Raw genomic sequence first — 22,519 nt, 5'->3', positions numbered from 1 at the left:
GGGCGCTCCTTTCCTTCCTTCTCGCCTACCGGGTTAGCTGACGGGTTCGGAGCAGGAAGGTCTCCTACGGGCCCTGTTGGGCCCGATTCACCCCAAATTGGTGGTTCCCCGGTTCCCTTGCGGAATTCGGCGCGTACGCGCACGGTGCCGTCTCTTGCGACGGCTGGGACGACCGCGCTGCGTTATCGAACGGTAATAGACACAGGGGAGTGATTCCAAGCTGTCGCGACTGATCCTTCGCGTGTATCAGCCACGCTCCGACCGGCTCTGGCCTGGACTTTTACGGACAAGATCACTTCAATCCGGGCACTCTGACGGCCCTTTGGGTATCTCCTCGGCCACACGCGTCAACTGACGCCACGTCAACAAGACTGCGGAGTGCGGCGTTTCGACTACGGTCCGTGTCCGAGCGTGCGCCGGAAACGACCGTCCGGTGCCGGAAACGACGAAGGCCCGGATCCAAAAGGATCCGGGCCTCCGTACTGAGTAGCGGGGACAGGATTTGAACCTGCGACCTCTGGGTTATGAGCCCAGCGAGCTACCGAGCTGCTCCACCCCGCGTCGGTAAACCCAACTCTACGCCATCCCGGAGGTCCCCCGCGCCACCTTTTCCCCGGGACCCCCGAGGTCAGAGCGAGGCGAGGAATCCGGCGAGGTTCCGGCGGGCCCGGTCGACCTGCTCGTCCACCGTCAGCGACTCCTCGATCCGCATGCCGCCGTCCGGCTGCTTCTTCCCCCGCGCGTACAGCGAACAGGCCAGGTCGGTGCAGACGTACAGCCCGACCGAGTTCCCCTCCCGCCCTTCCCGGCCCGTCCTGCGGGCGGTCATCAGCGAGACACCGCCGCCCGGATGAGTGGTCAGGCACACGGAGCACATGCTGCGCTGGAGGAGGCTGCGGCGGGCCGTCGGGAAGCGCAGCGTGATGCCGGTCAGCCGGCCCTCGTGCTCGGCGACCAGGTAGCTGCGGTCGGGGGCGGACAGGTCGCGCCAGCCCAGGAAGTCGAGGTCGTCCCACGGCCGGTCGGCCAGGTCGCGCGGCAGCGGCAGCCGCTGCGCCTCGCCCTTCGAGCAGTTCACGAACGAGCCGCGGATGTCGTTCTCGGTCAGTGCCTTCATGGACCGCACGCTAATGTTGCCTAGGACCCCTAGGCAAATGATTAACTCCGTTCGCCGGGCCGGCCCCGGGCCCTCCGGGCACGGGCGGCCGCCGCGACGACACCGACACGGAACGACGGAAGGAGCCCGGACATGCCCCGAGCCGGACTGACCACGGAGCGCGTCGTCGAGGCCGCGGCCGAGCTGGCGGACGAGATCGGCTTCGACCTGATCACCGTCTCCGCCCTGGCCCGCGGCTTCGGAGTGAAGGACGCCAGCCTGTACGCGCACGTCCGGGGCCTCCAGGACCTCCGCACCCGGGTCGCGACCGGCTCGGCCACCGCCTTCGCCGACCGGATCGGCGCCGCACTGGCCGGCCGCTCCGGACGGGACGCGCTGGCCGCCTTCGCCGACGCCTACCGCGACTTCGCCCTCCGGCACCCCGGCCGGTACGCGGCCACCCAGCTCCGGCTGCCCCCCGAGACCCTCGCCGCCTCCCCGGGCCACACCCGCCTCGTCGAGCTCACGTACGCCCTCTTCCTCGGCTACGACCTCGCCGAACCGGACCGCACCGACGCGGTCCGCCTGGTGCGCAGCACCCTGCACGGGTTCACCTCGCTGGAGGCCGCGGGCGGCTTCGGCCACCCCCGCGACCCGCAGGCCTCGTGGGGGCGCGCCATCGAGGCCCTGCACGCGCTCCTCACCCGGTGGCCGTCGGCGCCCCCGTCGGCGACGCTGGCCCCATGAGCTCCCGCATCGGCGTGCGCCGCGTCTACGACCCGCCCGGGCCCGCGGACGGAACCCGCGTCCTCGTCGACCGCCTGTGGCCGCGCGGCATCACCAAGGCGGCCGCCGGCGTCGACTCCTGGCCCAAGGCCCTCACCCCGTCGAACGAGCTGCGCCGCTGGTACCACGCCGCGCAGGACGCCGGTGCGTACGAGGAGTTCCGCCGCCGGTACGAGGCCGAACTCGCCGCCCCCGAAGCCGCCGAGGCCCTCACCGCCCTGCGCGCCCTCGCGGCGGCCGGCCCCGTCACGCTGCTGACCGCCGTCAAGGACCCGGACCACAGCCACGTCACGGTCCTCCTCGCGCACCTCACGCCGACCTGACGCCCCGCCCGGCCGGAGCGCCCCCGGAAACGACCGAGCGCCCCCTGCGGCCGAAACCGGAGGGGGCGCTCAGTGCCAGGCGGGAGGGGACGCCCCCCGCCTGCGAGCTGTAGGCCATGTCGGACTCGAACCGACAACCAACGGATTAAAAGTCCGCTGCTCTGCCAATTGAGCTAATGGCCCGTGACACGCTCACCCCAGAGCATAGCCGGACAGCGCCGGTCAGCCGATCGAGTATCGGCCGACCGGCGGTGCGGTGTCGTCAGGCGATGGCCGCGTAGGCCTTCCAGCCGCTCTTCAGGACCAGCTTGCGGGTGAATCCGCCCCGGTGGTCGGCGTTGTAGAGGTAGACCGCGCCGGCCGGGGTGCGCGCGACGAGGTCCTGGCGGCCGTCGTGGTCCATGTCCCCGCTCGCGACCACGGAGTTGTACGTGTTCCAGCCCGCGCCGACCTTCGCGCGGGGCGCGAAGCCGCCCTTGGCGTTGCCGCGGTAGAGCCACAGCACGCCGGCCCCGTCGCGGGCCACGAGGTCGGTGACGCCGTCACCGGACAGGTCGCCGCGGCCGGTGATGACGGTGTACGCGTTCCAGCCCGCGCCGATCCGGGTGCGCGCGCCGAACTTTCCGTCGGCGGTGCCGCGGTACAGCCACAGCACGCCGGCGCGGTCCCGGCCGAGCAGGTCGCCGTAGCCGTCACCGGTGACGTCGCGGGTGGCCAGCAGCCGGTTGTAGATGCCCCAGCCGGTGCCGATCTGCGCCTTGGACACGTCCCGGTCCAGGGTGGTGTTCTGCCCGGTGGGCGTCAGCCGGTACAGCCGGCCGTCCGCGGTCCGCCCGAGCATGTCGCCGTTGCCGTCGCCGTTCGCGTCGCCCAGCTGCGAGAGGTACGGGAACATCCCGTCCATGTCGATGTAGTTGCCCATGCTGTCGCCGCCCCGGCCGTGGAGGGAGCCGTCGTGCAGCATCGACGGGGTGTCGACGAGGCCGTGGCCGCGCAGGCCCTCCATGGCCACGACCGAGCCGGTGACGCCGGTCTGGCTGCCGGCCTCCACGTCTCGGCCCCACTCCGTGTACAGGCCGCGGTAGCTGCGCACGCTCGTGTAGAGGCGGACGTCGTTGTCGGCGCAGCGTCCGACCCGGGTGGCCGAGACTCCGATCAGCTTGCCGCCGGCGATCAGCGCGCCGCCCGCGTCGCCTTCGCAGTGCCCCTCGGAGGGCACCGCGGGCGCCCCGGGGGCCGGCACGGCGCACAGCGTGCCCGCGGGGAGCGCGCGGCCCACCAGGAGCGCGCAGTCCGCAGCGGACTTCAGGACCTGCTGCTCGGTGTGGCGCCTGGCCTGGCGGCCGCCCTGGGCGAAGGTCCACGACGCGAGGACGGCCTTGGTGCCGGGCGCGTACAGGGCGCTGTCGGCGGCTCCGGCGAGCACCGGGCGGGCCTTGCCGGCCTGCTCGGACCAGATGTGCGCGACGGCCACGCCGGCGCGTCCGGATTCCCGGTCGTACTGCGGGTGCACCCGGTAGTCGGGGCCGCTGCTCCCGCCGGTCTGCGCGCCGGTGCGCAGGTCGTACTGCCAGGCGAAGTCCTTGGAGTTGTCCCGGCCCGTGAAGCAGTCGGGCGCGGCGATCGCGCGGCCGAGGCCCAGCACGATGCCGGTGCAGTTGCGGACGCTGCCGTCGGCGTCGTCCGAGAAGCCGAGCGGCACCACCCAGCCGGGCACGGCCGGTTCGGCGGCCTGGGCGGGCGCGGCGGCGGCGCCCGCGAGCAGGCCCGCCAGAACGGCGCCCGCGGCGGTCACGCCCGCACCCGATCGGGTGAGCTTGCGCAGTGAGTTCATCAATCCATCCCCCTTGATCGGCAGCAGTCTGCCAGCGCGTCGGCCCCCGGACAGCACCGAGCCCCCTGGCACCGGAGTGCCAGGGGGCTCGGATGGGTCAGCCGTCGGTCAGCTGACCGTCTTGGGGGGTTGCGCAGGCTTCTCAGCCGTTGCGCTTCCAGCGCGGCTTGTCGTCACGACGGCCGAAGGAGCTGGAGCCGGAGCCGGAGCTCGAGGGGCGGTGGTCGTCACGACGGCCGTACGGGCGGTCGCCGCCACCGGCGCGGAAGCCACCGGTCGCCGGGCGGTCGTCACGACGGTCGCGGTTGAACGGACGGTCGCCGGCGCCGCGGTGCTCGCGGTTGAAGCCACCGCCGGTGCCGCCACCGCGGTTGTCGCGGTCGTCGCGGCGGAAGCCGCCACCGGTGCCGCCACCACGGTTGTCGTCACGACGCTCGAAGCCACGGCCGCCACGGTCGTCACGGTCGCGGTTGAAGCCGCCACCGCGGTTGTCGCGGTCGTCGCGGCGGAAGCCGCCACCGGTGCCGCCACCACGGTTGTCGTCACGACGCTCGAAGCCACGGCCACCGCGGTCGTCACGGTCGCGGTTGAAGCCGCCACCGCGGTTGTCACGGTCGTCACGGCGGAAGCCGCCACCACGGTTGTCGTCACGACGCTCGAAGCCACGGCCACCGCGGTCGTCACGGTCGCGGTTGAAGCCGCCACCGCGGTTGTCACGGTCGTCACGGCGGAAGCCGCCACCACGGTTGTCGTCACGGCGGAAGCCGCCGCGGTCACCGCCACGGTCGCCACCGCGGTCGTCACGGCGGGCGTAGTTGCCCCGGTCGTCACGACGCTCGTAGGCCGGGCGCTCCTGCGCGGCCTGCTCGGCGACGGCGACGGCCTGGATCTCCGCGGCGACCTCGGCCTCGGCGGCCTCGGTCACCTCGGCGACGGCCGCCTCCGGGTCCTCGCCGCGCTCGCGGGCGGAGCGGGCGACGAGGCGGTCGGCCTCCTCGCGCAGCTCCACGGCACGGCGCGACAGGCGCTCCAGCTGCTTGGTGAGGTCGGCGACCTCACGCTCGGCCTGCTTGGCGGCGTTGTTCGCGGAGTCGGCCTGGACCTCGGTCAGCGAACGGGCGCCGGTGATCTCGGCGACCTCCGGGTCGAAGGCGCCGACGCCCTGGACGATGTGGCGCGTGGCGTCGACGCCCGCGTCCTCCATCAGGCGGAAGATCTGGCGGCGCTGGTGCGGGAGCGCCAGCGACACGACGACACCGGACTTGCCGGCGCGGGCGGTACGGCCCGAGCGGTGCAGGTAGTCCTTGTGGTCGCCGGCCGGGTCCACGTTGAGGACCAGGTCGATGCCGTCGACGTGGATGCCGCGGGCGGCGACGTCGGTGGCGACGAGCGCGTTGACGTAGCCGTCCTTGAAGTCCGCGAGGACGCGGGTGCGGGCACCCTGCGTCATGCCGCCGTGCAGCGCGTCGGCCTTCACGCCGGACTCGACGAGCTGCTCGGCGATGCGGTCGGCGCCCAGCTGGGTGCGGACGAAGATGATGGTGCGGCCCTTGCGGGCGGCGATGGCGGCCGTGACCGGCGCCTTGTCCTTCGGCTTCACGACGAGGACGTGGTGCGTCATGGTCGTGACGTTGCCCTGGGCGCTGTCGACCTCGTGCGTGACGGGGTTGGTCAGGTAGCGCTTGACCAGGGTGCCGATCTCGTTCTCCATGGTGGCGGAGAAGAGCATGCGCTGGCCGCCGCCGGGGATCTGGTCGAGCAGCTCGGTGACCTCGGGCAGGAAGCCCAGGTCGGCCATCTGGTCGGCCTCGTCGAGGACCGCGACCTCGACGTTCTCCAGGGAGCAGGCGCCGCGGTTGATGATGTCGCGCAGACGGCCCGGGGTGGCGACGAGGACGTCGACACCGCGCTCCAGGGCGTAGATCTGGTTGCCCATGGAGGTACCGCCGCAGACGACCTTCATCTTGAGGCCGAGCACGTCGCCGTAGGGCTGGAGGGCGTCCGCGACCTGCATCGCGAGCTCACGCGTCGGCGTCAGGATGATCGCGCGGGGCTTCTTCTTCTCGGTGTGACCACCGGCCAGGCGGGCCAGGGTGGGCAGACCGAAGGAGAGGGTCTTGCCGGAGCCGGTGCGGCCGCGGCCGAGGATGTCCTTGCCGGCCAGGGCGTCCGGGATGGTCGCGGCCTGGATCGGGAAGGGGGAGGTGACGCCGTTCTGCGCGAGCTTGCGCACGACGCCGTCCGGCAGACCGAGGTCGCCGAAGGTGATGGTGGGCTCGGCGTCGGCCTCGTCGGCCTCGTCGAAGGCCTCGACGGCGTCGTCGTCGAGGTCGGTCTGGTCGGTCGTCACGTCGGCCTCAAGAGCCTCGATGGTCTCGTCGACGGCAAGCGTGTCGACGGCCTCGATCGAGTCGTTCTCGGGCATGACGGCACGGTCAGAACTGGAAATGGACATGCGAATGCGAAAACCTTCCGGAGTCTCGGCACGCGCCCATAACTCCGTGAATCGCAAATGCAAGACCGCCTCAATGCGGTCAGCCACGGTAAGGGAGAGTACGCGCCACACGGCGCTCTTCGGTTCGGCGCCGGGCAATGGGATCAAACGATCTATAACCATACGCACCCCTACCCCCTCATGGCAAGTCACCCCCTACTAAACCGTCCCGACCTGCGGTGATTCCTCCGCACCGGCAACCGGAACAGGGTGTTCCGCAGCGGCCTGGGGCTGCGGCTCTGGCACCGTGGAGGGCTCCGGCGGCGAGGGTTCCGGGGTCGGCTCGCCGGTGGGCGGCTCCGACACCGGCGGCTCCACCGGCGGGGTCGGCTCACCGCCGCCGGGACCTCCCGCACCACCCGCGCCACCCGCTCCGCCGGCGCCCCCGGCGTCGCCGCCCGGCTCGGGGTCCTTCGGCCCCGGCCCGGTGCCGCCCGCGCCGCCGCTGCCGGCCGGACCGGAGGGCGAGGGTCCGCCGCCCGGCGCCCCGGCCGCCGCGCCGGGGCTCGGCGAGGCACCGCCCGCGCCGCCCTTCGCCTCCTCGCCGGGCTTGCCGTCCTTGCCCGCCGCCGCGTTCTCGCCCTTCCGGCCCGGGCCGCTGCCGTGCCCGCGCGCGCCCTGCCCGGAGCCGGCCGCGCCGCCGTCGTCGGCGGCCTCCCGCTGCCCCACGGAGGAGGACGGGCCGGGCTTCGCGGCCTCGTCGGTGACGCTCATGCAACCCGCGGACGCCGCGACGGCGAGCGCGGTGACGGCCAGTCGGACGGAAGCGGGGATCTGGCGCACGGGCGGCACCTCCGGAACGGCGTGGGTCCGCGATGAGCGGGTCGATGTGCCCAACTCCCTTTGCCCCGCGAGGGACACGCGTCCGAGGACACAACCTGTCCGCGAACACCCCCACCGGCCCCGCGGGCCCCGCCCCGCAACCGGTCCCGCCGGCCCCGGCCCACCGCCGGCAAGCCCGGGCCCGCCGTCCACGACCTCCGCCCCGGGCCCGGCTCAGCCCCCCGCCAGGCCCTCCGTGACCGCCTGCCCCAGGTGTACGGCGCCCAGCCCGACCAGCACCGACGCCGCCACGTTCGCGGCCGCCAGGAACCCCCGCCCCCGCTCGGCCAGTGCCAGCGTCTCGTACGAGAACGTCGAGTACGTCGTGAGGGCACCGCACAACCCGGTCCCGAGCAGCGCCTGGAGTCCCGCCGGGGCGTCCCCGGCGAGCACCGCACCGGTCAGTGCCCCGAGCAGCAGGCACCCGGCCGCGTTCACCGTGAACGTGCCCCACGGGAAGACCCCGTCATGGCGCGCCTGCACCGCACGGTCCGTCAGGTAGCGCAGCGGCGCCCCGATCGCGGCGCCCACCGCCACCAGCAGCCAGTTCACCGCCCGACCGCCCGCCGCGTCAGCACGGCCGCCGACCAGACCGCGCCGAGCGCCCCGGCGACCGTGAGCCCCGCGTACGCGAGCGCGGTCCCGGCCGCCCCGCGGTCCAGCAGCCGCGCGAAGTCCACCGCGTACGTGGAGAACGTCGTGAAGCCGCCGAGCACCCCGGTACCGAGGAAGGGCCGCACCAGCGGGTGCGCCCACCGGCCGCCCCCGCCCACCAGCACCATCAGCACCCCGATCAGGGCGCAGCCGGCCACGTTGATCCCGAGGGTCGTCCACGGGAAGGCCCCGGGCGCCGCCGGCCACAGCAGCCCGAGCCCGTACCGGGCCAGCGCGCCGAGCACGCCTCCCGCCGACACGGCGGCCAGCACCGGGGCGCGCGGCTCGGCGCGCTGCGCGGGGACGTGCAGGTCGACGTCCGGGTCGACCGCCGCCGCGCCGGGGACCGGGCGGGTCACCCGTACCCCAGGGCGTGCAGCCGGTCGTCGTCGATGCCGAAGTGGTGGGCGATCTCGTGCACGACGGTGATCTCGGTCTCGGCGACCACGTCCTCGCGCGACTCGCACATGCGCAGGGTGGGGTTGCGGTAGATCGTGATCCGGTCCGGCAGCACCCCGGCGTACCACTCGCCGCGGTCGGTGAGCGGGGTCCCCTCGTACAGGCCGAGCAGCTCCGGATCGTCGGGCGCCGGATCGTCCTCGACGAACACCGCGACGTTGTCCATCAGCCGCGTCAGCTCCGGCGGGATCCGGTCCAGGGCTTCCGCGACGAGCCCCTCGAAGTCCTCACGCGTCATCTCCAGCACGCGGCCATTGTCCCCCCGGTGGGGGCCCTTCCCGCGGGTGGGGACCAAACCGTTTTGGCGATAGCCGCCCGGATCCCATATGCTTCTCACGTCCCCGACGCGCTGCAAAGTGCCCGGCGGGCCTTTAGCCCTCATCGTCTAGTGGCCCAGGACGCCGCCCTTTCAAGGCGGTAGCACGGGTTCGAATCCCGTTGGGGGTACGCATTACCGTGTGCAAGACTTGCTCTCGCACACTGCAAGGTCCTGTGGAGCAGTTGGTTAGCTCGCCACCCTGTCAAGGTGGAGGTCGCGGGTTCAAGTCCCGTCAGGATCGCTGAAGCCGGAAACGGTTTCGTGGCTGGGTAGCTCAGTTGGTACGAGCGATCGCCTGAAAAGCGATAGGTCGCCGGTTCGACCCCGGCCCCAGCCACAACCGGAAGGCCCCGTCCATCGGACGGGGCCTTCTTCGTGTCATCCCTCCGTACGGGATCCCTCCGCGCCGGACCGTTCCGCACCGGATCCGTCCGCACCGGACTGCCCGGCGCGGGCCCGGCGGCGGGACTGGACCAGGCCGGTGCCCAGCGCGCCGAAAGCCACCAGCCCGAGCAGCGCCCAGTCCGGCACCGCGTCGGCGAAGCCCCGTACCCACTGCTCCACGGCGAACGAGTCGTCCACGTCGAGCAGCCCGGGCAGCGCGCTCGCGCCGTCGAAGGCCAGGAACATCGCGCCCAGAACGATGAAGAACAGGCCGGACAGCAGCGAGGTCGTGTGCAGTTCGAGGCGGCCCGCCCGCAGGGTCCGGCCGCGCAGCCAGCGCCGCCCGCCCAGCTCGAACCGCTCCCACAGCAGGGCCAGTACGAACAGCGGTACGGCCATCCCCAGCGCGTACACGGCCAGCAGCACGCCGCCGTACGCCGGGCTGCCGCCGACCGCGGCCACCGTGAGCACGCTGCCCAGGATCGGGCCGGCGCAGAAGCCGGCCAGCCCGTAGACCGCGCCCAGGGCGTACACGGACAGCGCGGTGGTCGGACGGATCCGGCCGGAGAGCTCCGCCATCCGCCGGGAGGCGAAGCCCAGGCCCAGGATCTGGGCCAGCCCGAGCGCGATGATCAGCCAGCCGCCGGCGAGCACCAGCTGGTCCCGGTGGCCGTGGAAGAAGCGGCCCGCGAAGGACCCGGCGGCGCCGAGCGGCACCAGGGTGGTCGCCAGCCCCGCGTAGAAGATCCCGGTGCGGGCGAGCAGCCGGGAGGCCGAGTCGATCGAGTACGCGAAGAAGGCCGGGAGCAGCAGGGCGCTGCACGGGGAGAGCAGCGCGAGCAGGCCGCCGAGGAAGGCGGCCAGGTATCCGATCTCCACTACTTCTTCGCCCCCCGGGCCGCCCGGGCCGCGCTCTCGATCGCCTCGGTGAACGCGGAGGCGGGCTGGGCGCCGGCGATGGGCTGGCCGTTGACGAGGAAGGACGGGGTGGAGGTGACGCCGATCCGGTAGGCCTCGTCGGTGTCCTTGGCGAGGGCGGCCTTGGCGGCGGCGCTGTTCATGTCCTTGGTGAAGCGGGCGATGTCGGGGACGCCGGCCTCGGCGGCCAGCCCGGTCAGCCGGTCCTCGCCGAAGCCCTTCTCCTTGGACCCTTCGGCGTAGGCGACGGTGTGGAACCGGTGGAAGCGGCCCTGCTGCCCGGCGGCCCAGGCGGCCCGGGCGGCGGCCTCGGATTCCTTGCCGAAGATCGGGTAGTTGCGCCATTCGATGCGCAGGGTGCCGTCGGCGACGTACTTCTCGACGAGCCCCGGCTCGGTGTCGCGGGCGAACTTTCCGCAGTAGCCGCACCGGTAGTCGGCGTACTCGATCAGGACGACGGGCGCGTCGGCGCGGCCCACCGCCATCGGGTCGGCGGCGTCCCGGCGGGCGAGCGAGACCAGCTGGGCGCGGGCGCCGGCGGGCGGCTCGGCCCCGTTGCCGGCCTGCGGGCCGCCCGGGTCGGCGACGGCGGCCGGGGCGGCCGCGGAATCCTCGGCGGGGGCGGTGGCCTGGTACGAGAGGAGCCCGAGGGCGACGGCGGCGAGCGCGACGCCGGCGGAGATCAGCAGCGGCGTGCGCGCGGAGCCGGCCTTCGGGCGGGCCGGGGCGGACGGGGACGGGGTCTTGGTGGTGCGGGACATGCGGGTGCTCCGGTGGGACGGGATGACGGCGGATGGGCGGTGACCGGGCGGACCGGCCTCCTACACCCGCATCACCGAGAGCTCCACGGGACCCGGCGCGGGCTCGTCGGGGCCGCGTACCGGACACCGTACGGGCCCGGCGTCCGGCCGCCACGGCGGTGCGCCCGGCAGCAGCCGGGCGACGGCGGCCGGCAGGTGGTCGGTCCCGGCCCCGCCGCGCGGCGGCACGGCCGGCCCCCGCTCCGCGCTCCCGCCGTCCCCGGGACCGCACCGGGGACCCGGCCCGGGCGCGGAAGGCACCGCGGACACGGCCACCCATGCGGCCACGGACACGGTCGCGGGCGCAGCGGGCTCGAAGGCACGGCCGGAGACCGAAGCGGAAGCGGCGGCCGCGGCGAAAGCGGAAGCGGAGGCGGAAGTTGCGGAAGCGCCGCTGCCGGCGGCCGTCGGCGCGGCCGGTTGTGGGAGGGCCCAGCCGAGGAGGACCGCCGTGACCAGGGCCGTCACCCGCAGCACGGCCGGCACGGCGGCCCACGGGGACCACAGGCGGCCGGGGCGGGACATGACGGGCCTCTCACTCGCACGGCGGGTCGTTTGGGGGGAACTCGTCCGGAAATGGTACGGGGTGCCACCACAAATGCGTTCGCCACCCGGCGCCCGCGGGTGAGATCCTCGATCAGGTATGTCTACTTCTTTCGCCGCCCTGCAGACGCTCCTCGGTGAGATCCCCCTCCGCGACGCTCACCGGCTCGGCCGACGTCTCGAAGGCGCCCGCCGAATTCGCAAGCCCGAGGCCAAGCAGGCTGTCCTCGACGAGATCGCCGCGGAGGCCGCGAAAGCGGCCGAGCGGCTCGCCGGGCGTGCCGCCCGGATGCCCGAGGTCACCTACCCCGAGGCGCTGCCGGTCAGCCAGAAGAAGGACGACATCGCCGAGGCGATACGCGACCACCAGGTCGTGATCGTCGCGGGCGAGACCGGCTCCGGCAAGACCACGCAGATCCCCAAGATCTGCATGGAGCTGGGCCGCGGCGTCCGGGGCATGATCGGGCACACCCAGCCCCGCCGGATCGCCGCGCGCACCGTCGCGGAGCGGATCGCAGAGGAGTTGAAGTCCGAGATCGGCCAGACCGTCGGCTGGAAGGTCCGCTTCACCGACCAGGTGGACCCGGACGCGACCTTCGTGAAGCTGATGACGGACGGCATCCTGCTCGCCGAGATCCAGACGGACCGCGAGCTGCGCGCCTACGACACGATCATCATCGACGAGGCCCACGAGCGGTCCCTCAACATCGACTTCCTGCTGGGCTACCTCGCCCAGCTGCTGCCGAAGCGTCCCGACCTCAAGGTCGTGATCACCTCGGCGACCATCGACCCCGAGCGGTTCTCCCGGCACTTCGGTGACGCGCCGATCGTCGAGGTCAGCGGCCGTACGTACCCGGTGGAGGTGCGGTACCGGCCGCTCCTGGAGGACGACTCCGAGGACTCCGACCGGGACCAGATCACCGCGATCTGCGATGCGGTCGACGAGCTCCAGGCGGAGGGCCCGGGCGACATCCTGGTCTTCCTCTCCGGCGAGCGCGAGATCCGCGACACCGCGGACGCCCTGGAGAAGCGCAAGCTCCGCCTGACCGAGGTCCTCCCCCTCTACGCGCGCCTCTCGCACGCCGAGCAGCACCGCGTCTTCCAGCAGCACACCGGCCGCCGGATCGTCCTGGCCACCAACGTGGCCGAGACCTCGCTCACCGTCCCGGGCATCAAGTACGTGATCGACCCGGGCACCGCCCGCATCTCCCGGTACAGCCACCGCACCAAGGTGCAGCGGCTGCCGATCGAGCGGATCTCGCAGGCCAGCGCCAACCAGCGCAAGGGCCGCTGCGGCCGTACCTCGGACGGCATCTGCATCCGGCTCTACTCCGAGGACGACTTCGACGCCCGTCCCGAGTTCACGGACGCCGAGATCCTCCGCACCAACCTGGCCTCCGTCATCCTCCAGATGACCGCGGCCGGCCTCGGCGAGATCGAGAAGTTCCCCTTCATCGACCCGCCGGACCACCGCAACATCCGCGACGGCGTGCAGCTCCTCCAGGAGCTGGGCGCGCTGGACCCGTCCGAGAAGGACCCGAAGAAGCGGCTCACCCCGATGGGCCGCCAGCTCTCGCAGCTCCCGGTCGACCCGCGGCTGGCCCGCATGGTCGTGGAGGCGGACAAGAACAACTGCGTGCGCGAGGTCATGGTGATCGCGGCGGCGCTGTCCATCCAGGACCCGCGCGAGCGGCCCTCGGACAAGCAGACCCAGGCCGACCAGAACCACGCCCGCTTCAAGGACGAGACGAGCGACTTCCTCTCGTTCCTCAACATGTGGCGCTACATCCGCGAGCAGCAGAAGGAGCGCGGCTCCTCCGCCTTCCGCCGGATGTGCAAGCAGGAGTACCTGAACTTCCTGCGGATCCGCGAGTGGCAGGACATCTACTCGCAGCTGCGCACGGTCGCCAAGACCATGGGCATCCACGTCAACGAGGCCGACGCCCCCGAGCAGCAGATCCACGTCTCGCTGCTCGCCGGCCTGCTCTCGCACCTGGGCCTGAAGGACACCGACAAGAACGAGTACCTGGGGGCCCGGTCCGCGAAGTTCGCGATCTTCCCGGGTTCGGCGCTGTTCAAGAAGCAGCCCCGGTTCGTGATGTCGGCCGAGCTGGTCGAGACCTCGCGGCTGTGGGCCCGGGTCAACGCCAAGGTCGAGCCGGAGTGGGTGGAGCCGCTCGCCCAGCACCTGATCAAGCGCACGTACAGCGAGCCGCACTGGGAGAAGGACCAGGCGGCCGTGATGGCGTACGAGAAGGTCACCCTGTACGGGGTCCCGATCGTCGCCCAGCGGAAGATCAACTACGGCCGGATCGACCCCGAGGTCTCGCGCGAGCTGTTCATCCGCAACGCGCTGGTCGAGGGCGACTGGCGGACCCACCACAAGTTCTACGCCGACAACCGCAAGCTCCTCACCGAGGTGGAGGAGCTGGAGCACCGGGCCCGGCGCCGGGACATCCTCGTCGACGACGAGACCCTCTTCGACTTCTACGACCAGCGGATCCCCGAGCACGTGGTGTCCGGGGCGCACTTCGACTCCTGGTGGAAGCACAAGAAGCGCGAGGAGCCCGAACTCCTCGACTTCGAGCGGGAGATGCTCCTCACGGAGAAGGCCGCCGGGGTCACGAAGGACGACTATCCGGACTCGTGGCGGCAGGGCGCGCTGAAGTTCCGGGTGACCTACCAGTTCGAGCCGGGCGCGGACGCGGACGGCGTGACCGTGCACATCCCGCTCCAGGTCCTCAACCAGGTCAAGGACGAGGGCTTCGACTGGCAGATCCCGGGCCTGCGCGAGGAGATCGTCACCGAGCTGATCCGGTCCCTGCCCAAGCCGATCCGCCGGCACTACGTGCCCGCACCGAACTTCGCGGGCCGCTTCCTGGACACGGCCGTGCCGTTGCAGGAACCATTGGTCACGACCCTGGCCCGGGAACTGAAGCGGATGGTCGGCGTCCCGGTGAGTGCCGAGGACTTCGACCTGAGCCGGATCGCCGACCACCTGAAGATCACCTTCCGGATCGTCGACGAGCGGCGCAAGAAGATCGCCGAGGACAAGGACCTGGAAGCGCTGCGCCTGCGGCTCAAGCCGAAGGCCCGCCAGGCCCTCTCGCAGGCCGCCGCGGCGACCGCCGAGCGCTCCGGCGGGGAGTCCCTGGAGCGCACCGGCCTGACCGACTGGACCATCGGCACCCTGACGAAGGTCTTCGAGACCCGCCGGGCGGGGCAGCCGGTCAAGGCGTACCCGGCCCTGGTGGACGAGGGGCAGAGCGTCTCCGTACGGCTCTTCGACACCGAGGCCGAGCAACACCAGGCCATGTGGCGCGGCACCCGGAAGCTGATCCTGCTGAACATCCCGGTGAACCCGGCGAAGTTCGCCTCGGACAAGCTCACCAACCAGCAGAAGCTCGCCCTGTCCCGCAATCCGCACGGCTCCATCCAGGCGCTCTTCGACGACTGCGCGACCGCGGCCACCGACAAGCTGATCGCCGACCACGGCGGCCCGGCCTGGGACGAGCAGTCGTTCCGGAAGCTCTACGACAGCGTGCGGGCCGACCTCGTGGACACGACCGTACGCACGGTCGACCAGGTGCAGCAGATCCTGGCCGCCTGGCAGGCCTGTGAGCGCCGCCTGAAGGCCACGAACAGTCTGGCGCTGATGCGCAACGTCCAGGACGTCAGGACGCAGCTGGCGGCCCTCGTGCCGGCCGGGTTCGTCACCCGGACGGGTCTGCGGCGGCTCCCGGACCTGATGCGCTACCTGGTGGCGGTGGACCGGCGGCTCCAGCAGATGCCGGCGGGCGCCCAGCGCGACACCACGCGCATGGAGAAGGTCCACGAGATGCAGGACGAGTACGCGTGGCTGCTGGAGCAGCTGCCGAAGGGCCGGCCGGTGCCGGAGGCGGTCACCGAGATCCGCTGGATGATCGAGGAACTGCGGGTCAGCTACTTCGCGCACGCGCTGGGGACGGCCTATCCGGTCTCCGACAAACGCATCGTGAAGGCGGTGGATGCGGCCGCTCCGTGACCCCCCGCGTGATCGGGTTCGACTACACCCCCTGAGCTGCGGTACAGTCTGATTCGCAGCCGCCCAGCGGCCGCAAATCAAGGACCTGTGGAGCAGTTGGTTAGCTCGCCACCCTGTCAAGGTGGAGGTCGCGGGTTCAAGTCCCGTCAGGTTCGCATAAGAGTCAGGGCCCGCATCTCTCGCAGATGCGGGCCCTGACCCGTTCCCGGCCCCTCCAGGCTCCCGGCTGCTCCCCCCGGCCCCTCCCGCTCCTCTCCAGGGCCCTCCCGGCCCCTCCGTCCGGCCGCAGGCGCACCTCCGGGTCCGAGTCCCGGAGTCGGCCCCGGACCCCTCCCGGAATCACACGGACCTCAGAAGTCTCACCGTCGGAGGTTTCGGCATGCCGTTCGAGCGGAATGATTAATTCCGATTAGCCGATCGGTTCCGGCGGGCCCGAAGTCCCCCGTCCGCATGACCGGTCTCACCCGAGGAGTCCCCTTACGGGTGCAATGCCGGATGTACAAGAGGTATCAGATGTGACGGGTGTCACCACATGAGTTTTTGGAACTCGCACATTTATCGCATGCATACGCCGGCTCAATTTAATATGTGCAATTGCACCTCCCCGGAAGGCTCGGCGCCGGCCCCCTCACCCTCCCCGTGCGGACCCGCCCACGGCCGCCCCACGGGCACAAAAAAATCGCGCTGGACCCGGCGGAGTCCAGCGCGATCGACGACAACGGAGCCTGTTGGGGCAGGTCCGGCCGCATGAAGCTAGGTGGGGTTACCGGATTGGGGGACCCGATAAACGCCCGGCAAAACAGGGGTGCTGCGGTACTCAGGCCTCGCTGCGCTGCTGCGGAATTCCCGCAAGCAGGGCGCGGACCTCAGCCTCGCGGTAACGGCGGTGCCCACCCAGCGTGCGGATGGACGTGAGCTTGCCGGCCTTGGCCCAGCGGGTAACCGTCTTCGGGTCCACGCGGAACATGGTGGCAACCTCAGCCGGGGTCAGCAGCGGCTCGGCATCAGGGGTGCGAGCGGTCATGAGCGGCCTCCTCGGGAGAACCGAACCATCTCGGTTCTTTCCTCTAAATTCTGCACCTTGGCCCGCGTTGCCCGAAATGGACATACGCGGGCCGAGTCGGTTATAGGACGAACGGCTTGTCCTCGGCACTACAACTACACCATCCGTCCAGCCTCGTCGGCCAAACCGATGGAATTGCCCTCTGAGGTGTTCATCCGCGACGGAAGCCGATGGACCAGCCCATAACGGACAGTCACCCCACAGTGACGATCAGTCACACAGCGATCGGGAGCCGCAAAGACCCCCCATAGAGTGCAATACCAAGCATTCCGCCCGAACTTGGGCGGAAGGAACCCTCCCCGGACTCCTTGTCCTATTTTGGCACGAGGGTGGGGTAACGGCGCAAGGGTGAAATTAGTGCGGTCCGTCACGCTTGGGCCAATGGCCCGGATCGGGACGTAGGTCCCGGAACAAAGCCCCGAGTGTTACCTATGGGCGGAATCATGTCATCCGCTTCAGTTGGCGAACAGTCTTTCGCGTACCGCGCGCCAGCGCGCCGCCAGAATCTCGTACACCTCGCCGGCCCCGTCGGCGTCCCCGGCGCCCATCGCCGCCAGCCCGGCGGCCAGCTCCGCCGCCGAGTGGTCCGCCTCCAGACCCGCCGCCGGCAGCGCGTGCACCAGACCGCCGTAGTCCACCTCGACCATCGAGCGCGGGTGGAACTCCTCCAGCCAGGTGCCCACCTCCACCAGCCCGGCCGCCAGCGCCGCTCCGGTGCCGTGCTCCTCGTCCGAGCGCCGCAGCACCCGCAGCGCCCGCGCCAGCCGCCGCCGGGCCTGCACCATCGGCGTCCGGTAGCGCAGCAGTTCCCCAGGCACGTACTCCCGCTCCTCGTCCGCCACCAGGACGAACCAGCGCAGCGGCACCTGCCAGACCGCCGTGCGGATCCACGGCCGGGCGTCCGGGTTCCGCTCCCGCCACCGCTCGTAGTCCGCCTGCGCCTGCAGACGCACCACCGGGGGCAGCGCCAGGTCCAGCACCGGGGCGGGGAACTCCTCCGCCAGCTCGCGCAGCGCCAGCCAGCCGCGCAGCCGGGTCCGCCACGGACAGACGAGCAGCACCCCGTCCACGGTGGCCGTGAAGGCGTCCGCACTCTCGTGCACCGGCACCCCCACCGGCGGCACCGGAACCAAATCCGCCAGCGACCGCCGCAGTTCGTCCTGGTAGCCCGGCGCGGCCCCACGGCGGGCGTAGTCCGACCAGTGGGTGCGCTCGGGCTCCTCAAAGGCCGCCAGGGGCTCGTACACCCGCAGGTAGGAGGCGTACGGGACGGTGAGGGAATCGGTCACCCCCACCTCTTCCCCCACGGCCCCGCCGGCTACGCGTACTCCCGGCGGGGGGTGATCCTCGGCACCCGGCACCTACGGGCGCCCCGCAGGTCTTACGCTGCTCCCACACGCCCTCCCCCACCCGCAGGAGGGCCCCCGCCGCATCTCTTATGGGAGTCACCACCGTGACCGAAATGACCGACGGCGTCCTGCACACCCTGTTCCGCTCGGAGCAGGGAGGCCATGAGCAAGTCGTGCTGTGCCAGGACCGCGCCACCGGCCTGAAGGCCGTCATCGCCATCCACTCGACCGCCCTGGGCCCGGCCCTCGGCGGCACCCGGTTCCACGCGTACGCGTCCGACGAGGAGGCCGTGCTCGACGCCCTCAACCTGTCGCGCGGCATGTCGTACAAGAACGCGCTGGCCGGCCTCGACCACGGCGGCGGCAAGGCCGTGATCATCGGCGACCCGGACGTCCTGAAGTCCGAGGAACTGCTGCTGGCCTACGGCCGGTTCGTGGAGTCCCTCGGCGGCCGCTACGTCACCGCGTGCGACGTCGGCACCTACGTCGCCGACATGGACGTGGTGGCCCGTGAGACGCGCTGGGCGACCGGCCGCTCCCCCGAGAACGGCGGCGCCGGCGACTCCTCCGTGCTCACCGCGTACGGCGTCTTCCAGGGCATGCGCGCCAGCGCCCAGCACCGGTGGGGCGACCCGACGCTGCGCGGCCGCAAGGTCGGCGTCGTGGGCGTCGGCAAGGTCGGCCACTACCTCGTCGAGCACCTCCTGGAGGACGGCGCGGAGGTCGTGATCACGGACGTCCGCCAGGAGTCCGTCGACCGGATCCTCGCCAAGCACCCCCAGGTCACCGCCGTGGCCGACACGGAGACGCTGATCCGCACCGAGGGCCTGGACATCTACGCCCCCTGCGCACTCGGCGGCGCGCTCAACGACGACTCCGTCCCGGTGCTCACCGCGACGATCGTCTGCGGCGCCGCGAACAACCAGCTCGCGCACCCCGGCGTCGAGAAGGACCTCGCGGACCGCGGGATCCTCTACGCGCCCGACTACGTCGTGAACGCCGGCGGTGTCATCCAGGTCGCCGACGAGCTGCACGGCTTCGACTTCGACCGCTGCAAGGTCAAGGCCACGAAGATCTTCGACACCACCCTGGAGATCTTTGCCCGTGCGAAGGCGGATGGCATTCCGCCGGCCGCCGCGGCCGACCGGATCGCCGAGCAGCGGATGTCCGAGGCGCGCGCCGCACGCACCGCGTAGCGACTCCTCCGGGCGACCCGCCGGAGCCGGCGTGGTGAGACTCACCCCGCTTCGGCGGGTCGTCCGTCAATAAGGAGCTAAAATCGCAGCTGACCAGCGAGTACGGGGCGTCTCGCAGGCACTGCGCCGAGGCGCGTCATGCGGGCGGCGTACCGTATGGCCGCGGAAGCAGGTACCGTTGAAGCCCTACGGACCGGTCTCTCTGCGGAGAGTCCGTTCCGAATCATGAACGCGTGTCAAGACTCTGGGGCCGTCGAGCCCCGTCACCGAGGGGGTCGAGCCATGGGGCGCGGCCGGGCAAAGGCCAAGCAGACGAAGGTCGCCCGCCAGCTGAAGTACAGCAGCGGCGGGACTGACTTGTCGCGTCTGGCCAACGAGCTGGGCGCATCTACTCCGGTTCCGGTTTCGAACCAGCCGCCGAATGGCGAGCCGTTCGAAGAGGACGACGAGGAAGACGACCCGTACGCCCGCTATGCGGAGCTGTACAACGAGGACGACGACGAGGACGAAGAGTCCGGTCCGTCCCAGCAGCGTCGCGGTGCTTGATTCCAAGCTGAACAGCTGAAAAACGTCTGAACCCGGTCCGGGGCTTGCCCCGGACCGGGTTCAGTGCTGCTCGAAAACAAAAGGCCGTGAAGCAGGTGAGGGGAGCGGGCCGAAGCCCGCTCCCCTCACCTGGATCAACCGATAGTCGGCTGGAAATCAGCAGGTCAGACGGCGTACGTACCGGTGAGGGTCGCACCCTCGGCGTGGTCGCCGCGGTCGAGGATCTCGCCCGCGACCCACGCGTCGACACCGCGGTCGGCCAGCACGGCGAGCGCCGGCTCGACGGCTTCCTGGGGCACGACGGCCATCATGCCGACACCCATGTTGAGGGTCTTCTCCAGCTCCAGCTGCTCCACCCGGCCGGCCTTGCCGACGAGGTCGAACACCGCACCCGGGGTCCAGGTGGCGCGGTCGACCGTGGCGTGCAGGTGGTCCGGGATCACGCGGGCCAGGTTGGCCGCGAGCCCGCCGCCGGTGATGTGCGAGAACGCGTGCACCTCGGCGGTCCGGGTGAGCGCCAGGCAGTCCAGCGAGTAGATCTTGGTGGGCTCCAGGAGCTCCTCGCCGAGGGTCCGGCCGAACTCCGGGATCTCCTTGTCCAGGGCCAGCCCGGCCCGGTCGAAGAGCACGTGCCGCACCAGCGAGTACCCGTTCGAGTGAAGTCCGGAGGACGCCATCGCGATCACCGCGTCCCCCGTACGGATGCGATCCGCACCGAGCAGGTGGTCGTACTCCACGACACCGGTGCCGGCGCCGGCCACGTCGAAGTCGTCCGGGCCCAGCAGGCCCGGGTGCTCCGCCGTCTCGCCGCCGACCAGCGCGCAGCCGGCCAGCACACAGCCCTCGGCGATGCCCTTGACGATCTGGGCGACGCGCTCGGGGTGGACCTTGCCGACGCAGATGTAGTCGGTCATGAAGAGCGGCTCGGCGCCGCAGACGACGATGTCGTCCATGACCATCGCCACCAGGTCGTGGCCGATCGTGTCGTACACGCCCATCTGCCGGGCGATGTCGACCTTCGTGCCGACGCCGTCGGTGGCCGAGGCGAGCAGCGGACGCTCGTACCTCTTGAGGGCGGAGGCGTCGAAGAGGCCGGCGAAACCGCCGAGGCCGCCGAGGACCTCGGGGCGCTGCGTCTTCTTCACCCACTCCTTCATCAGCTCGACGGCGCGGTCGCCCGCCTCGATGTCGACGCCCGCGGACGCGTAGCTGGCACCGGTGCCAGCCTGCGGAGCAGGAACAAAGGACTCAGCACTCATGGGGTTGAGAACTTTCGTGTCGTACTGCGGGTGTCTTACGGGCGACGGAGCGCGTCGGCGGCATCCGTGCCGCCCGCCAGCTCGTTCTCCAGCAGCTGCTTGCCCAGGAGCTCCGGGTCGGGCAGCTCCATGGGGTACACGCCGTCGAAGCAGGCCCGGCAGAGGTTCGGCTTCTGGATGGTCGTCGCCTCGATCATCGAATCGAGCGAGATGTACGAGAGCGAGTCCGCGCCGAGCGACGTGGCGATCTCGTCGACCGTCATGCCGTTGGCGATCAGCTCCGCCCGGGTGGCGAAGTCGATGCCGAAGAAGCACGGCCACTTCACCGGCGGGGAGGAGATCCGGATGTGGACCTCGGCCGCGCCGGCCTCGCGGAGCATCTTCACGAGCGCGCGCTGGGTGTTGCCGCGGACGATCGAGTCGTCGACGACCACCAGGCGCTTGCCCCGGATGACTTCCTTGAGCGGGTTGAGCTTCAGACGGATGCCGAGCTGGCGGATCGTCTGGGACGGCTGGATGAAGGTCCGGCCCACGTAGGCGTTCTTCACCAGGCCGGAGCCGTAGGGGATGCCGCTGGCCTCGGCGTAGCCGACGGCCGCCGGCGTACCGGACTCGGGCGTCGCTATCACCAGATCGGCGTCGACCGGGGCTTCCTTCGCCAGCCTGCGGCCCATCTCGACACGCGAGAGGTACACGTTGCGGCCGGCGATGTCGGTGTCCGGGCGCGCCAGGTAGACGTACTCGAAAACACAGCCCTTGGGCTTTGCTTCTGCGAATCGGGAGGTGCGCAGGCCGTTCTCGTCGATCGCGATGAGCTCGCCCGGCTCGACCTCGCGGACGAAGCTGGCGCCGCAGATGTCGAGGGCGGCGGTCTCACTCGCGACCACCCAGCCGCGCTCCAGGCGGCCTAGGACCAGCGGGCGGATGCCCTGCGGGTCACGGGCGGTGTAGAGGGTTCCCTCGTCCATGAAGACGAGCGAGAAGGCGCCCTTGACCTGCGGGAGGACCTTGGTGGCCGACTCCTCGATGGTCAGCGGCTTGCCGTCGTCATCGGTCTGGCCGGCCAGCAGGGCCGTCACGAGATCGGTGTCGTTGGTGGCCGCCACCTGGGTGGCACGGCCGTCCTGCCGGGGCAGGTCGGCGACCATCTCGGCGAGTTCGGCGGTGTTCACCAGGTTGCCGTTGTGACCCAGGGCAATGGAGCCGTGGGCCGTGGCACGGAAGGTGGGCTGCGCGTTCTCCCACACCGAGGCACCGGTGGTCGAGTAACGGGCGTGACCGACCGCGATATGGCCCTGGAGGGAGCCGAGGGAGGTTTCGTCGAAGACCTGGGACACGAGGCCCATGTCCTTGAAGACGAGGATCTGGGAACCGTTGCTCACAGCGATGCCCGCGGACTCTTGTCCGCGGTGCTGCAATGCATACAGTCCGAAGTAGGTGAGCTTGGCGACCTCTTCACCCGGAGCCCAGACACCGAAGACGCCGCAAGCGTCCTGGGGGCCCTTCTCACCGGGGAGCAGGTCGTGGTTGAGTCGTCCATCACCACGAGGCACATCTTGAGTGTAGGCGAGATCGACCACTGGTCCGAATTGGGGATACCCGGGAAATGTCACAGCACAGAGGGTGACCGGACACCTCCGTATTTGTAGG

General features: G+C 71.2%; 19 protein-coding genes, 6 tRNA genes and 1 riboswitch. Of the genes, 9 read left to right on the top strand and 16 right to left on the bottom strand.

All coding sequences use genetic code 11. The annotated features are described in order from the left end of the window. Positions 1-7 precede the first annotated feature (7 nt). Positions 8-142: riboswitch (cyclic di-AMP (ydaO/yuaA leader) on the bottom strand. A 345-nt stretch (positions 143-487) separates the two neighbouring features. Next, positions 488-561, bottom strand: a tRNA-Met gene (locus OG764_RS19565). Positions 562-628: 67 nt separating this feature from the next. Further along, positions 629-1,117 carry an FBP domain-containing protein gene (locus OG764_RS19560; protein WP_328969706.1) on the bottom strand — a complete coding sequence of 163 codons (489 nt, stop codon included), beginning with the start codon at positions 1,115-1,117 and terminating at the stop codon, positions 629-631. 132 nt (positions 1,118-1,249) lie between these two features. On the opposite strand from OG764_RS19560, the gene OG764_RS19555 reads away from it, so the two are divergent. Both OG764_RS19555 and OG764_RS19550 read left to right on the top strand, forming a co-directional pair. Next, entirely contained in the window at positions 1,250-1,843 is a 594-nt protein-coding gene (locus OG764_RS19555; RefSeq protein WP_328969705.1) for a TetR/AcrR family transcriptional regulator, read from the top strand. After that, positions 1,840-2,205: a DUF488 domain-containing protein gene (locus OG764_RS19550; RefSeq protein WP_328969704.1), complete on the top strand. Its 366-nt coding sequence runs from the start codon at positions 1,840-1,842 to the stop codon at positions 2,203-2,205. Before OG764_RS19555 ends, OG764_RS19550 begins: the two co-directional genes overlap by 4 nt. A gap of 110 nt (positions 2,206-2,315) precedes the next feature. On the opposite strand, the gene OG764_RS19545 is transcribed toward OG764_RS19550, so the two are convergent. From OG764_RS19545 to OG764_RS19515, 7 genes are all read right to left on the bottom strand, one after another. Then, positions 2,316-2,388: transfer RNA gene (locus OG764_RS19545), tRNA-Lys, on the bottom strand. 79 nt (positions 2,389-2,467) lie between these two features. Continuing rightward, on the bottom strand, positions 2,468-4,039 hold the full coding sequence (locus OG764_RS19540) for an FG-GAP repeat domain-containing protein (protein ID WP_328969703.1): 1,572 nt from the start codon (positions 4,037-4,039) through the stop codon (positions 2,468-2,470). A 142-nt stretch (positions 4,040-4,181) separates the two neighbouring features. After that, positions 4,182-6,494 (bottom strand): DEAD/DEAH box helicase, encoded by a 2,313-nt coding sequence (locus tag OG764_RS19535; protein WP_328969702.1) that lies wholly within the window; start codon positions 6,492-6,494, stop codon positions 4,182-4,184. 198 nt (positions 6,495-6,692) lie between these two features. Then, on the bottom strand, positions 6,693-7,316 hold the full coding sequence (locus OG764_RS19530; RefSeq protein ID WP_328969701.1) for a hypothetical protein: 624 nt from the start codon (positions 7,314-7,316) through the stop codon (positions 6,693-6,695). A 213-nt stretch (positions 7,317-7,529) separates the two neighbouring features. After that, complete coding sequence (crcB, locus tag OG764_RS19525; RefSeq protein WP_328969700.1) at positions 7,530-7,907, bottom strand: fluoride efflux transporter CrcB; 378 nt, start codon at positions 7,905-7,907, stop codon at positions 7,530-7,532. After that, positions 7,904-8,368 carry a fluoride efflux transporter FluC gene (locus tag OG764_RS19520; protein WP_328969699.1) on the bottom strand — a complete coding sequence of 155 codons (465 nt, stop codon included), beginning with the start codon at positions 8,366-8,368 and terminating at the stop codon, positions 7,904-7,906. The genes crcB and OG764_RS19520 overlap by 4 nt, the downstream gene beginning before the upstream one ends. Continuing rightward, complete coding sequence (locus OG764_RS19515) at positions 8,365-8,715, bottom strand: metallopeptidase family protein (protein ID WP_328969698.1); 351 nt, start codon at positions 8,713-8,715, stop codon at positions 8,365-8,367. The genes OG764_RS19520 and OG764_RS19515 overlap by 4 nt, the downstream gene beginning before the upstream one ends. A gap of 127 nt (positions 8,716-8,842) precedes the next feature. On the opposite strand from OG764_RS19515, the gene OG764_RS19510 reads away from it, so the two are divergent. From OG764_RS19510 to OG764_RS19500, 3 genes are all read left to right on the top strand, one after another. Next, a tRNA-Glu gene (locus OG764_RS19510) sits at positions 8,843-8,915 on the top strand. Positions 8,916-8,954: 39 nt separating this feature from the next. After that, positions 8,955-9,028: transfer RNA gene (locus OG764_RS19505), tRNA-Asp, on the top strand. 22 nt (positions 9,029-9,050) lie between these two features. Then, a tRNA-Phe gene (locus tag OG764_RS19500) sits at positions 9,051-9,124 on the top strand. A 41-nt stretch (positions 9,125-9,165) separates the two neighbouring features. Here the strand turns inward: OG764_RS19500 and OG764_RS19495 are convergent. From OG764_RS19495 to OG764_RS19485, 3 genes are read right to left on the bottom strand one after another with little or no spacing between them, the layout of a single operon-like run. Next, the gene (locus OG764_RS19495; protein ID WP_328969697.1) at positions 9,166-10,050 is read right to left on the bottom strand and encodes a cytochrome c biogenesis CcdA family protein; all 885 of its coding nucleotides are present in this window, start codon (positions 10,048-10,050) and stop codon (positions 9,166-9,168) included. Next, positions 10,050-10,850, bottom strand: a complete 801-nt coding sequence (locus OG764_RS19490) for a DsbA family protein (protein ID WP_328969696.1) — start codon at positions 10,848-10,850, stop codon at positions 10,050-10,052. The genes OG764_RS19495 and OG764_RS19490 overlap by 1 nt, the downstream gene beginning before the upstream one ends. 60 nt (positions 10,851-10,910) lie before the next feature. Further along, a complete protein-coding gene (locus OG764_RS19485; RefSeq protein ID WP_328969695.1) occupies positions 10,911-11,414 on the bottom strand; it encodes a hypothetical protein in 504 nt (167 codons plus the stop codon). A gap of 118 nt (positions 11,415-11,532) precedes the next feature. On the opposite strand from OG764_RS19485, the gene hrpA reads away from it, so the two are divergent. Further along, entirely contained in the window at positions 11,533-15,456 is a 3,924-nt protein-coding gene (hrpA, locus tag OG764_RS19480) for an ATP-dependent RNA helicase HrpA (RefSeq protein ID WP_328969694.1), read from the top strand. Positions 15,457-15,537: 81 nt separating this feature from the next. Further along, a tRNA-Asp gene (locus OG764_RS19475) sits at positions 15,538-15,611 on the top strand. Positions 15,612-16,273: 662 nt separating this feature from the next. Here OG764_RS19475 and bldC read toward each other — a convergent pair. Next, positions 16,274-16,480 (bottom strand): developmental transcriptional regulator BldC, encoded by a 207-nt coding sequence (gene bldC / locus OG764_RS19470; RefSeq protein WP_003949541.1) that lies wholly within the window; start codon positions 16,478-16,480, stop codon positions 16,274-16,276. A gap of 494 nt (positions 16,481-16,974) precedes the next feature. Further along, entirely contained in the window at positions 16,975-17,814 is an 840-nt protein-coding gene (locus tag OG764_RS19465) for a hypothetical protein (RefSeq protein WP_328969693.1), read from the bottom strand. Between the two features lie 143 nt (positions 17,815-17,957). Between OG764_RS19465 and OG764_RS19460 the strand changes: the two genes are divergently transcribed. Next, positions 17,958-19,064 (top strand): Leu/Phe/Val dehydrogenase, encoded by a 1,107-nt coding sequence (locus OG764_RS19460; RefSeq protein ID WP_328969692.1) that lies wholly within the window; start codon positions 17,958-17,960, stop codon positions 19,062-19,064. A 282-nt stretch (positions 19,065-19,346) separates the two neighbouring features. After that, the gene (locus OG764_RS19455) at positions 19,347-19,610 is read left to right on the top strand and encodes a DUF3073 domain-containing protein (protein WP_328969691.1); all 264 of its coding nucleotides are present in this window, start codon (positions 19,347-19,349) and stop codon (positions 19,608-19,610) included. 164 nt (positions 19,611-19,774) lie between these two features. Here OG764_RS19455 and purM read toward each other — a convergent pair whose 3' ends face one another. After that, positions 19,775-20,869, bottom strand: a complete 1,095-nt coding sequence (gene purM, locus OG764_RS19450) for a phosphoribosylformylglycinamidine cyclo-ligase (RefSeq protein ID WP_328969690.1) — start codon at positions 20,867-20,869, stop codon at positions 19,775-19,777. Positions 20,870-20,904: 35 nt separating this feature from the next. Then, complete coding sequence (purF, locus tag OG764_RS19445) at positions 20,905-22,422, bottom strand: amidophosphoribosyltransferase (protein ID WP_328969689.1); 1,518 nt, start codon at positions 22,420-22,422, stop codon at positions 20,905-20,907. Between the last annotated feature and the right edge of the window lie 97 nt (positions 22,423-22,519).

Origin of the sequence: Streptomyces sp. NBC_00239, from assembly GCF_036194065.1 — a bacterium.
In the GTDB taxonomy this organism is placed as follows: Bacteria; Actinomycetota; Actinomycetes; order Streptomycetales; family Streptomycetaceae; genus Streptomyces.
Note: the sequence above shows the minus strand (reverse complement) of the source record. Positions and strands in the feature narration are given on the sequence as shown.

What these genes read in the sequence shown, in the direction of transcription:
- OG764_RS19560 (WP_328969706.1), bottom strand. Translation starts at nt 1,117, where the DNA reads ATGAAGGCACTGACCGAGAACGACATCCGCGGCTCGTTCGTGAACTGC.
- OG764_RS19555 (WP_328969705.1), top strand. Translation starts at nt 1,250, where the DNA reads ATGCCCCGAGCCGGACTGACCACGGAGCGCGTCGTCGAGGCCGCGGCC.
- OG764_RS19550 (WP_328969704.1), top strand. Translation starts at nt 1,840, where the DNA reads ATGAGCTCCCGCATCGGCGTGCGCCGCGTCTACGACCCGCCCGGGCCC.
- OG764_RS19540 (WP_328969703.1), bottom strand. Translation starts at nt 4,039, where the DNA reads ATGAACTCACTGCGCAAGCTCACCCGATCGGGTGCGGGCGTGACCGCC.
- OG764_RS19535 (WP_328969702.1), bottom strand. Translation starts at nt 6,494, where the DNA reads ATGTCCATTTCCAGTTCTGACCGTGCCGTCATGCCCGAGAACGACTCG.
- OG764_RS19490 (WP_328969696.1), bottom strand. Translation starts at nt 10,850, where the DNA reads ATGTCCCGCACCACCAAGACCCCGTCCCCGTCCGCCCCGGCCCGCCCG.
- OG764_RS19485 (WP_328969695.1), bottom strand. Translation starts at nt 11,414, where the DNA reads ATGTCCCGCCCCGGCCGCCTGTGGTCCCCGTGGGCCGCCGTGCCGGCC.
- hrpA (WP_328969694.1), top strand. Translation starts at nt 11,533, where the DNA reads ATGTCTACTTCTTTCGCCGCCCTGCAGACGCTCCTCGGTGAGATCCCC.
- bldC (WP_003949541.1), bottom strand. Translation starts at nt 16,480, where the DNA reads ATGACCGCTCGCACCCCTGATGCCGAGCCGCTGCTGACCCCGGCTGAG.
- OG764_RS19460 (WP_328969692.1), top strand. Translation starts at nt 17,958, where the DNA reads ATGGGAGTCACCACCGTGACCGAAATGACCGACGGCGTCCTGCACACC.
- OG764_RS19455 (WP_328969691.1), top strand. Translation starts at nt 19,347, where the DNA reads ATGGGGCGCGGCCGGGCAAAGGCCAAGCAGACGAAGGTCGCCCGCCAG.
- purM (WP_328969690.1), bottom strand. Translation starts at nt 20,869, where the DNA reads ATGAGTGCTGAGTCCTTTGTTCCTGCTCCGCAGGCTGGCACCGGTGCC.